This is a genomic window from Thermogemmatispora argillosa, from assembly GCF_059696725.1.
Map to the genome: position 1 here is coordinate 5,037,422 of NZ_AP019377.1, position 11,338 is coordinate 5,048,759.

At 57.3% G+C, this 11,338-nt stretch carries 9 protein-coding genes; 2 read left to right on the top strand and 7 right to left on the bottom strand.

Annotated elements, in window-relative coordinates:
- Window positions 1-27 precede the first annotated feature (27 nt).
- On the bottom strand, window positions 28-1,200 hold the full coding sequence (locus tag AC6H1L_RS19690; RefSeq protein WP_497599155.1) for an NAD(P)-binding domain-containing protein: 1,173 nt from the start codon (window positions 1,198-1,200) through the stop codon (window positions 28-30).
- Between the two features lie 489 nt (window positions 1,201-1,689).
- On the opposite strand from AC6H1L_RS19690, the gene AC6H1L_RS19695 reads away from it, so the two are divergent.
- Together AC6H1L_RS19695 and AC6H1L_RS19700 are read left to right on the top strand one after the other, a co-directional pair.
- A complete protein-coding gene (locus AC6H1L_RS19695) occupies window positions 1,690-2,919 on the top strand; it encodes a glycosyltransferase (protein ID WP_497599156.1) in 1,230 nt (409 codons plus the stop codon).
- Between the two features lie 163 nt (window positions 2,920-3,082).
- Window positions 3,083-4,135: a lipid II:glycine glycyltransferase FemX gene (locus AC6H1L_RS19700; RefSeq protein ID WP_497599157.1), complete on the top strand. Its 1,053-nt coding sequence runs from the start codon at window positions 3,083-3,085 to the stop codon at window positions 4,133-4,135.
- 330 nt (window positions 4,136-4,465) lie between these two features.
- Here the strand turns inward: AC6H1L_RS19700 and AC6H1L_RS19705 are convergent, their stop codons facing one another.
- From AC6H1L_RS19705 to AC6H1L_RS19730, 6 genes are all read right to left on the bottom strand, one after another.
- A complete protein-coding gene (locus AC6H1L_RS19705) occupies window positions 4,466-5,206 on the bottom strand; it encodes a response regulator transcription factor (protein ID WP_497599158.1) in 741 nt (246 codons plus the stop codon).
- 163 nt (window positions 5,207-5,369) lie between these two features.
- Window positions 5,370-6,179 carry a LuxR C-terminal-related transcriptional regulator gene (locus AC6H1L_RS19710; protein WP_497599159.1) on the bottom strand — a complete coding sequence of 270 codons (810 nt, stop codon included), beginning with the start codon at window positions 6,177-6,179 and terminating at the stop codon, window positions 5,370-5,372.
- 346 nt (window positions 6,180-6,525) lie between these two features.
- On the bottom strand, window positions 6,526-7,872 hold the full coding sequence (locus AC6H1L_RS19715; RefSeq protein ID WP_497599160.1) for a polysaccharide deacetylase family protein: 1,347 nt from the start codon (window positions 7,870-7,872) through the stop codon (window positions 6,526-6,528).
- Window positions 7,873-7,970: 98 nt separating this feature from the next.
- Entirely contained in the window at window positions 7,971-8,975 is a 1,005-nt protein-coding gene (locus tag AC6H1L_RS19720) for a Gfo/Idh/MocA family protein (protein WP_497599161.1), read from the bottom strand.
- Between the two features lie 322 nt (window positions 8,976-9,297).
- On the bottom strand, window positions 9,298-10,419 hold the full coding sequence (locus AC6H1L_RS19725; protein WP_497599162.1) for a DegT/DnrJ/EryC1/StrS family aminotransferase: 1,122 nt from the start codon (window positions 10,417-10,419) through the stop codon (window positions 9,298-9,300).
- Window positions 10,420-10,624: 205 nt separating this feature from the next.
- Window positions 10,625-11,005, bottom strand: a complete 381-nt coding sequence (locus AC6H1L_RS19730; protein WP_497599163.1) for a GspE/PulE/PilB domain-containing protein — start codon at window positions 11,003-11,005, stop codon at window positions 10,625-10,627.
- Window positions 11,006-11,338: the final 333 nt, after the last annotated feature.

Here is an 11,338-nt window from a genome sequence, read left to right on the forward strand (position 1 = left end):
TCCCAAGCCAGGCCAAGCCCACCCAGGCTAAGCAAAGCGACGGTCGCCTTGGACGCAGCGCAAGATCTGGCGAGCAGGAATCTTAGCCCCTGCCACGAAGCGGCAGATAGGGCCGAAGCTATGATTGGCCAGAGCGCCAGCGAAGTGCAGGCGAGGGACCGACGACTCAAACCACTCATTGAGAACGGGATAGCCGTCGCGAGCCAGAATCTGCTTACGCAGCGCCTCGTCGAGGAAATCCAGCTTATGAATATCGGGCCGGTAGCCGGTTCCCAAGAACAGATGGTCGACCAGACGCGTGCTCCCGTCGCTCAGCGTCAGCTCCAACCGTTCACCGCGAGGGACGGCCTTAACGACCTCGGCCGTATCCGTGATGCGGACGCGGCCTTCCACCCGGGGGCGCAGCCATTCTGCTCCCGCTGGCCGGACGGCCCGGCGGTCAAGAGCGTAGCGTGTCTTCTCTGGAAAGAGGCGGAAGAGCAGAGGGGTAGCAACCAGCCAATTGAGTCCTGGAGGCCCGACATCGCTGGGCGGGTAAAAGATGCGGCGAGCCGGACCGGTACGGTGGTATAGCGTACGATTAATCCAGATCACCGGGCCACGGGCGATCAGCTCTACGCGGGCGCCGGCCTCATGGAGCAGCGCAGCTGACTCCAGAGCGCTCTGACCGCGTCCAACCACAGCTACCTCGCGCTGGGCAAAAGCCGAGAAGTCGCTGTGTGCCTGCGTATGAGAGGCCAATTCAGCAGGCAAGTGGCGAGCGAACTCAGGCACATAGTAGAACGGAGCGATGCCGCTAGCAACCACAACGCGCCTGGCCCTCAGAGAGCGCCCATCGGCCAGCTCGATCACGAACGACTCACCATCGCGGGCCAGCTTGCTGATATAAGTTGGGTCCACATCGGGCACGGCCTGACGCTGGAACCAGCAGCAGTAGTCGAGAAAGAGCCTGATCGGTAGCGGCTCCTGTCGCGGTGTGCCAGTCGCAGCGCAGTAACGATCCAGACTATAGCGTCTATCTGGATCGAAGAGCGTTGAGGCGCTCCAGACCGACTTCAGGTGAAAGCCAGCAGGCATCTGCTGCCAAAACTCCATTGTGCGGCCAAAGACCAGCGCGGGCTGAGAGCGCCCTTTCAGATAGGCAGCGATCGACAGCCCATATGGCCCGGCCCCGATGACAACAGTGGTGTCGTTGCTCACGCAAACACCCTCCCTCCTTCGAAGCTGATCACAGGGGGATTCACCCGCCGATGAGTGAGTAACCCACGCTGTGAGAGCGGTCTTCCTGTCTCTGACAGCATACCCCTCGTGTGTTGGGAAGCAATGTTCCTTGTGGTGAAGAAGGTGTCGTGATGGGAGGAGGTGCTATGTGAATTGGTAGAGGTAGCGCAGGATGATGGTCGCCAGTGATTGCGAATATGCACATCCTTGCCTCCGAAGGAACACTTTCTTGACCGAGAGGTCAACCGTTCCGCGATCAGCAGGCGTTATGCTTACTGACTAAGAGGAGAGATCCCCTGAAGAGAACCTGGCCATAACACAGAGGGATCGCAGAGGCTCTCATCCAGCACGTCTAAAAGTATGTGCCTGGCCGCGACGGCAACCGGCGCGGGAGCAGTGTTTATCCAGTGGAAGCAGCGGACTTGCAGGCCGCGCCGGCAGGCTGTGCTAAGCGAAAGAGGTGTCCTGATGAAGCTATTGGCGGTGGTCCCTTATCTCCCAGCTCCGACCTGGGGAGGGGGAGCGCGCAGCTTCTATGTGTTAAAGGCACTGGCGAACAAATATCTGGTTTCACTTCTCGCTCTGAACCGCGGAACCGACTCGCGCATCGCTGCAAGCTGCAGACCACTGCTAGAACGGTTACAGCGTGTTGAGTTCGTGCCATATCCGCTCTCGCGCTGGCGACGCTGGCGGCAGGCTCTCAACATCGTACGGCGAGAATCAAGCGCCATTGCCGATCGTTGCCCGCCTGGCCTGCAGGCCGCCCTGGATCGGGCTTTGGCGAGCGATCACTATCAGGCGATTTATGTCGATGGGGCTTTGACTGCTGCCGGTCTACACCTGCCTCTTGCTCTCCCTGTCTTCATTTTGCAGCATAATATTGAATATGAACTACTCTATCGCACCTACCGCACTGAGAAAAGCTGGCTGCGTCGCTGGTATAACAAGCGCGAGTATCGCCTTGTCAAGCCGCGTGAGCTGGCTTGCTGCCAGCAGGCCGCTGCCGTCTTTGTAACCAGTGAGCGGGAGCGCCAGCTCTTACAAGAGTCGCTCCCCAAAGCCCACATAGGAGTGGTGCCCAATGGGGTTGACCTGACGTTCTTTTCGCCGGCAGGGGAAGGTGAGGAAGAGCAAGCGGGGCAACGTCTTCTTTTCACCGGCTCACTGGACTATTATCCTAACGAGCAGGCTGTACTCTCCTTTGCCAGAGAGTGCTGGCCGCTTATTCGCGAACGAGTGCCCGCGGCTGAATGGTGGATTGTCGGGCGCAATCCACCGTTATCGGTGCGGCGCCTGGCCCGGCTGCCTGGTGTGATAGTCACCGGTACAGTGCCCGATGTACGCCCCTATCTGGCGGGCGCGAGTGTTGTCGTTGTTCCGTTGCGCATCGGCAGCGGGACGCGCCTCAAAATTCTCGAAGCACTGGCAATGAAAAAGGCGGTCGTCTCGACAACGCTCGGAGCTGAGGGCTTAACAGTGGTTTCTGGCCGTCATCTAGTGCTCGCTGATGCCCCAGAAGATTTTGCCAGAGCTGTGATCTCGCTCTTAGAGGATGCTAATCGCCGTCAGGTTCTGGGTGAAGCCGGCAGACGTCTCGTCGAGCAGAACTACTCCTGGGAGCGTTGCGAAGAGCAACTGACGGCCCTGTTGGAAGAGCAGCTTGGAACAAGGTCGCTCTTTCGGGGGTCGCTGCTCTAGAAGCGCCGGAGGTTACACCTGACGCCTGAACCTCCTGTCTGTGGGGAAGGGACAGTCAGCGCACCATGCGAGCCAAGCGCCAGACGATCTCTGCTTCTCAAGTCATAGTGGCCGAAGAGTTAAAAAAGAGCGCATATTGCAGATTACCGGACCAGGAACGAAGATGAAGTTACAAGCGAGGCTTTCGCTAGCGCAGAATTGGTCTCCAGTACTGGCCCAGGAGGCGAGCGAGACTTTCTATCTGCTGCCCGAGTGGCTGGAGCTGATCAGCCGCCTCTATGGTTACAAGCTCTTCCCTCTTGAGGTGCGTAACGAGGCTGGTCAGCTCTGCGCCTTTCTACCGCTCTGCCTGGTACAAAACCGCCCTGGAAGCCAGCGGCTAGTAGCCTTTCCGTTTTCGGATTACTGTCCACTGTTGGCAGAAAGCCCGGAGCATGCCCAGACCCTGGTTGATCAAGCGCTGGCCCTGGCTGGGGAATACAAGGCTGCCTGCCTGGAGCTGCGCTGTGGTCCCAATGCATGGCTGCAGGCTCGCGGCGACTTTGTCGTCAGCGATCTCTATGTACGCTGGATACTGCCGCTGGCAGGCGACGCTCAAGCAATGTGGTCCCGGTTGCGCAAGCCGGTGCAGCGCCAGATACGTAAGGCTACCCAGTTAGGGGTCCAGGTACGCCTGGCTGAGCGGCGCGAAGAAATGCTCAGCTACTATCAGTTACATTTGCGCACGCGCTGTAAGAAACACGGGCTGCCAGCTCAACCGAAACGCTTCTTTTTAGAGCTGTGGGATACGTTTGCGTCTAGTGGACGACTACGGTTATGGCTGGCAGAGTACGAGGGGAAGCCAATTGCGGGCATGATCTTCTTGGCGGCAGGTAGCGTACTCCGCTACGCCTACGGCGCTTCTCATGAGCGCTATCTGCAGTTGGCACCTAATAACTTGCTGATGTGGCAAGCCATCAAGCAGGCCTGCGATGAGGGCTTCAAGGTGCTCGATCTTGGACGCACGGCCTGCGCTAATCAGGGCTTGATGGAATTTAAGCGTCGCTGGGGAGCCGAAAGAATACCGTTACCTTACTATTATTACCCTCGCCAGGCCGGACCAGTGAGTACCTCCGAGGAAAGCCGTGTCTATCGCTGGCTAACTGGCTGCTGGCGCTGGCTGCCGCTGCCTGTGAGCGGTCCCCTGGGGGGCCTCCTGTATCGCTATCTGGGGTAGGTGAGTGGGGCATGCTGGAAGGGGGTGAGGCCGATAGAGGGGAGCGAGGGATGAAGATGACGAAAGCGATTGCAACGGCCTGTGAGAGTCTTGATAGCAGGACCGAGGAGGCAGACAGGGGAGCAGACCGCTGAGGAAGGGCATGGTTGTAACATGCCATTACCATCAGTCATACTCCTCTGCCTGCTCGACTGCGGTTGAGCGCTTCCCCGAGGCAGCTTGATCGTAGCGCTGGGACTTTCCTGGAACGCGGCATCTGCCTCAGATGGCTCTGACGGTTGAGTGGAGAGAGAAATCGCCGTGGCGGCTAACGGCTAAGCGACTGCACTGTTAACCAGAGGCTCTCTGTTCCTGCTCAGGAGAACCCTCTGCAGCCTCGGCTCTCTCGGCGTGACGTACCAGTGTGTAGCCTACACCTGGCACCGTCAGAATGTAGCGCGGATTAGCCGGGTCTGGCTCGATTTTCTGCCGCAGGTGATGAATGTGAGCCTTGATCAGGCTGGCATCGCCCTCGTTCCCAAAGCCCCAGATATGGGCCACAATTTGCCCTGCAGTACAAACATTATTGGCATTGACTCCTAAGAGATGTAGAAGCTTGCTTTCAGTGGGGGTGAGATGCACGGTTTTGCCGAAGATACGCGCTTCATTGTGCAGTGAGTCAATGGAGAGTGGACCAACAGTGATGACAGCGGGAGGGCGCAGGAGGAGGGTCGAGCGCCCGCGCCGGCTGACAGCTCGGATGCGCGCCAGGAGCTGAGCCGGGAAAAATGGCTTGCGCAGATAGTCATCTGCTCCCCCCTCCAGGCAGCGGACTTCATCGTGTACGTCGCGCTCTTGCGAGATAACGAGCACAAGGGCGTCATGTCGCGCTCGCATCTCGCGGCACATAGCCAGAGCATCTGTATCTTTGAGGGCCGTGTCTAGAATCACGAGATCAGGCTGATGTTCTTCCCACTCCCGACGCGCCTGATCTCCAGAATAGGCGCGCCGTACTTCATGCCCGAGCGTTCGTAGCCAGCCTGTCAGCATTTCAACGAGATCACGATCTTCATCAATAATAAGCAGTTTCATCAAAATACCCCATTCTCATAGCTGCCGATAGTCTACCGGATTTCGTATAGTAGAGGATTCTGCCTTCCAAGAAACGCTCAACTCTCTAGTATTAAAACATGATGACCTGCCGATTTACAACTACTCAATTGAAGTATTTTGAAAAGCAGGAACTTGTCAATAATTACTGTTCATCCCTTACTTGAGGTCCCTCAAGTGAGGTATGTGAGACAGCCTGAGTGCGATTACTGGCCCCGAGCTTGCGTAGAATGTGCTGGACGTGCTTGCCGACTGTATAGGGAGAGATCGAAAGCCGGGCTGCGATCTGCTTATTACTGAGGCCGAGTCGCAGAAGCCGCAGGATCTTCTGCTCTTGCTCGGTGAGATGAGGCCGGGCTGCTGGCCTGGGCGGCTCTCGATAAAGGGCCTCTGAGTGGAGCTGACGGGAGTTTGTCTGAGGCTCCGCTGTAGCGGACTGCAAGGGACGAACGACGGGAGCAGTGGCGGACAAGGCAGCGGCTAGACGATAGCATTCCCACACGAGCAGGCGAATAGCCACTCCAGCCACCTGGGGGGCCAAAGCCAGCTCACCTCTGCGTAAGCCCTTCAGACAGGCCAGCACCTGGTGGCCGGGCGTATCCTTAGTCAGGTAACCGCTGGCTCCATTGAGCAAGGCGCGCAGGAGCAACTCATTATTAATGCCAGGGGCCAGGAGAACCACATGGGGGGGCGAAGGGGATTCGTTCAGGCGGCGTGTCATTTCAATGCAGTCCCCATCGGCCAACGCACAATCAATAAGAACGGTGTCCACAGCAGTCCTCGCCGCGGCATCCAGCAGGGCGGCGCAGGAATTCACTTCTGCCAACACTTCAAACTCCTCACTGGTCTCCAGCAGACTGTGTAGTCCGCGACAAAAAATATCGGCTTCATGAGCGATAATTACGCGCTGAGTTGTGCCATAAAAGGGCAGTTGCTGTCTTTCCTGAGACGGCATAGGCCTATCCTTTTCCTGGTGGCTCTAGCACATGCCATTTTGTTAACCCCCTAAGTATGGACGTGATAGATCGACATTTTTTACAGATGAAGCAGATAGTAGCTACTATTACTGACTTAAGAGCCAGGAGTACCAGACAATATTAGCTTATAGTATCTTCCGCGGCTCTACCTGCTTACTTCGCCTGAACCCATCTGGAGGTGCTGGGGATAAGAAAAAGATGCCCATCGACCTCATATCTTTCCAAGATCGACTGAGCCGGACTGGCTCCCAGTTCTCGGCGGTTCTTCCCCCTTTCCATCGCTTTGCCTTCCACATGGGGTGCTCTGCACCAAAGCTGCATGGTTCAATGACGGCTGGCGCGGGCGACCTCAACGATCCGCAGAAAGAAATCCTGGATCGTGACCGAATCGATATCGCTGCTAATGGCCAGGGCGGAGCGGTAGGGGGCTGGCCAGGGGGCAAACGAGAGCAGCGGATTTGACAATGCTTCGAGTTGAGCAACGAGCTGGCGCCGGCGCTCCCGCTGCTGAGCCGGCGTCTTTCCCAGGCCTTCAGGCAAATCCAGGAAGAGGCTATAGTCTGAAGCCTCCTCCGGGCTGGCCCGAGTGACGGCATAGCCCTGTTCTTGGAGAAAAGCCATGACGGCCAGGGGAGTAGTGGGAGAAAGGGCGACAGCCGGACAACGCGCGGCCTCAATGAGCCACTCCTGTCGCTGCAGCCCTTCTGTGGTGACACTCTTATCCTCCCTAGAGCGGGTCAGCACCGTAAGATGTCTGGTTTGCACCTGAGCCCGTGGGGAACTGAGCAAGCAGACGCGCCAGCGCTGAGGGCCCGCCGAACTAATAGCAAAGCGGAAAGATCTACGTTGGAGCCACCACTGGGCAATTTCTTCCAGACGAGCCAGCCAGACGGGTTCCGGCTGACTCGTTGCGTAGTCAAGCAGGCCGCGAAGGGCAGCTTGACAGAGCAAGCCGCGTTCGGGGTGGAGGTTGAGCGTATACAGTCCACCGAGCGCATAGACGCGCTCCATTACCGCTGACCAGATCGTGGCGATGCGCTGAGGCTCGGTGATGCGCAGACGATCAAAGAGCATTTCATCGTCGGGGATACTCGTAGGAAGACGAACTAAAGACCCCTCGCAGTGGGGGCGCAGGTCATAGATGCTTGGCGGCACTGCCTGAAACAGGCGCAGTGATTTCTCATAGCCTATGCGTAATCGGGGTGGGAGCGCCTTCAAGTCGATCACATCGTGGATCACTGCCTCATTGCTCTCGTAAGTGAAGCCCAGCGAGGCAAAGATCTCCAGCGCCTCTTCTGTCCAGCCCAGGTAAGGATTACGAAAGCCGGCGAAAGCGATTTGATTCTGCCTGAAGACGGCCATTGCCTGGCGAGTTTGTTCTTCCTGCTGCTGACGTGTCAGCGAGCGATAGTCATTGTGAACGTAGCCATGAATACCGATTTCTGCACCACTGGCAGCAATCTGACGCAGCAAAGAAACATGGCGACGCAGCACCACTGCAGGAATAAAGAACGTGGGGTAAGCGCTATACTGACGCAGCGTCGCGACCAGTGTCTGCAAAGCCTGGGCGGTCCGCCGCTCCGTCAGGCCGAAGCGAGCAAAGACGGTCCACAGGCGACGCAGAAAATTATGCGTCCCCTTGGTACGCAGAGAAAAGGCGACCAGGTTCATAGCGACTATCCTCCCCTCCGTGAACCTCGGTGCACTTAAGCGAGAACGGTGTAGCCTATGAATGGATGAACGAAAGCACGACCACAAGACCAGGCTGGCTAGCCGATCAAAGTCGCCGTTTGGCGCGTCTGGCGTTCAAGCTCCTGCTGAGCTGCGGCCAGGATGCGAACCACTTCCAGGCCGACCAGGCCATGAGCGCGAGGCTGCGTCCCCGTACGGATGGCGTTGGCGAAATCCTCGCATTCCAGGCGCAGTGGCTCGATCCAGTCGATGTGAGGAATAGTGATTTCGCCGTTGCGGTAAGAAACAACGGGATCGGCGTGCACATCAGCCCCCTTGTTATAGATCTTGAGCATCTCGGCGGGATTCGTATCATCGTATACTGCCATGCGTTGGTCGCCAATCACAGTCACGCGACGAATTTTGCAGGGATGGAGCCAACTCACATGAACATGGGCTGTCATGCCACTAGCGAACGTTAAGTCCAGGTGCGCAATATCGGGAATACGCGGTTGCAGATGAGCGTGGGCCTGGACACGTACCTCTGTTGGCTTCTCATTGAGCAGGTAAAGCAGAATCGAGATATCGTGAGGGGCGAGATCCCAGATAACATTAGTATCCTGGCGAAAGAGGCCCAAATTGACGCGAATGGCCTCGAAACAGTAGATCCTGCCCAAATCATTATTGCGGATCAGTTTACGCAACTCGTTGACTGCCGGACTGTATTCAAAGGTGTGACCGACCATCAAGATGCGCTGCCGCTGCTGAGCCAGACTGACCAGCTCCTCAGCCTCGGCCACGCTCGTAGTCAGAGGCTTTTCGACGAGCACATGCTTATCATGTTCAAGGGCTGCACGCGCAAAGGCATAGTGGGTACTGACTGGCGTAGCGATGACGACAGCGTCCACATCGGAGCGAAAGGCCTCCTCAACGGAGGTAGTAAAGCGCGCCCACGGGTGATGACGCAGAGAGGGAGAAAGCTGGCAAGCAGGATTGCTATCAGCGATCAGAGTCACACTAGCGTAAGGGAGCGACTCAAGATTACGCGCCAACCGGGGACCCCAGTAGCCCCAGCCGATGATGGCGAAGCGCAGGGTTTCCATGGCAATCTACCTCTTCCGTATCCATTTTCGTTGCCAAAGCTCTACTATGTCAAAAAGCAGATGACAAGCTACAAAGGGTCAGGGCGCTGCCAGGTGTTGCCAGAAGCAGTTGAGCTATGCGCTTTGCCGCTTATAAGCTGGTCAGAGCCGAAGAGAGGCGCCCACCGGCAAACAGGCCAGGTGGCACAGGCCCCTTGAGTGGCGGGCCTACCCAACTGCCTGGCCGCCCAGATCCTCCGCACGGGCCTACCGCAAGGGCCTGACGATCGCCGTCTCGCGGTTTTTGGCCTGATAGCAAAGCAAGCAGGCGAGTGGAACAAGATCAATCAAGGGCGGGCGAGCACCTGGCCAGGCTTCTGCTCACCGTCTCCACGATATAGGTCAGCTGTTCCTCTGAGAGTTCGGGGTACATGGGTAGCGACAGAATGCGCGCGGCACAAGCCTCAGTCTGAGGAAGGGAGCCACGCTGATAGCCGAGATAGGCGCAGGCGGGCTGGAGGTGCAGAGGGATCGGGTAGTGAATACCCGTGCTGATGCCTGCCTCCTGTAAGAGGTGCCGAAGCTGTTCGCGCTCCTCAACCTGGATCACATAGTAGCAATAGACATGGGTAGCCCAGGAGCGTACTGTAGGCAGGGCAGCAACCACTGCGCGCAAGTGCTCGCTGTAGAAGCGAGCATGGGCCTGACGGGCAGCGTTCCAGCGCTCCAGATAACGCAATTTCACGAGCAGGATGGCGGCCTGCAGCTCATCGAGGCGGGCGTTAGTTCCTAGCAGCTCGTGATGATAGCGGACACGAGAGCCATGATCGCGTAACATGCGCAAGCGCTCGGCCAAGGCAGCATCATTGGTCACGCAAATGCCGGCCTCGCCATAGGCGCCTAGATTCTTACTGCAGTAGAGACTGAAACAGCCGATATCGCCCAGGCTGCCAACGCGGCGACCCTGATATGTGGCGCCGTGGGCCTGCGAGGCGTCCTCGATAATGCGCAGGCCCGCCCGGCGGGCAAGAGCGAGCAGCGGCTCCATTTCAGCAGGGTGGCCATAGAGATGCACCGGTAACAGCGCCCGGGTACGAGGAGTTAGGGCCGCACTAACCTGCCCGGGATCGATTGTATAGGTCTGGGGATCAATATCCACAAAGACTGGTCTGGCTCCGACCTGGGTGATTGCCTCAACAGTCGCCACGAAAGTGTTGGCCACCGTGATCACTTCATCGCCTGGACCGACGCCGCAGGCGCGCAAGGCCAGTGTCAAGGCGTCGGTGCCCGATGAGACGCCGATACCGTAGCGACAGCCACAGTAAGAGGCAAAAGCCTCCTCGAAAGCGGAAGTATGCGGCCCAAGGAACAGCTCCATATCGTGCAGAACCTCATCCAGGGCAGCGTGGATCTCTTCCTTGATTGTCTGGTACTGCGCCTGTAGGTCCACGAGTGGTATGCGCATAAAAAGCCTGCCTCCTGAAATAGCCGTGTTGCGACCAGCCCCCGATTGCCTGTATAACAGTCTGTCGATGGGTGGATGACTACCTTATCTGCCTCTTGTCAAGAAGCACAATAGCACCCGCAGGTTTTTGCCTGATGCTTATGCTGGTTGAAATGCGGTGATGTCTGGAGATACGAATGAGGCGAGCATCCCTCTCCTTTGCCTTTTATGAAAGGAGTGAAAGCTGCGACAGGGTCCTGATCTGATAGGGATGCAGAAAATACGTGGGGCGCATACTCAAGCTGGGGCGGCGCCGGTCGCGTTCGAGGCGTTTAATCGCCAGGCGCAGCGCCGATGGCGGGACAAGCACGGGGAAGACCGTGCAGGCGGTGAGTTCTTCAAGGAGAGCGTAGAAAGCTGCGTCGCCCGAGTGCGCCAGGGCCACGGTAGCAACACCCTGGGCGGCGCCGATCACCAGGCACTGGTAGCGTTTAGCCACAGAGAGAGGCAGCCAGCGACGATAGCGCACCGGGACATACCTTAGCGAGGGAAGGCGTGGGAGTGGTCCGCTACGTGCAAGATAGGCCATCTCTTTCAATGTCCCCATGCTGGCGATGCTCTCTTTGCTGCAAAAAAATCTTCTAATTGGTTCCAGATTTTCTGAGGAACCATCTCTTCTTTTGTATTTTATTGCTCCTATACCATAATATATGAACTGTCTTCCCAGAGTATATATACTACACATGCTGTTTTTGTTCCATCTTTGTCTTCTGTTGAGACGAAGAAAGGATAAGGACACACCCTGTATTTTGACTTATGCAAGAAGTGTAGTTGTCAGATGTGCTGATGAGATGTTGGTCTGGAAAAAGATATGGTGTTGCCTCTTCCAGTCAAGTAAAGACCGCGTTATCCCTTCCACTGCCTAATAAGGGAGAGCGGG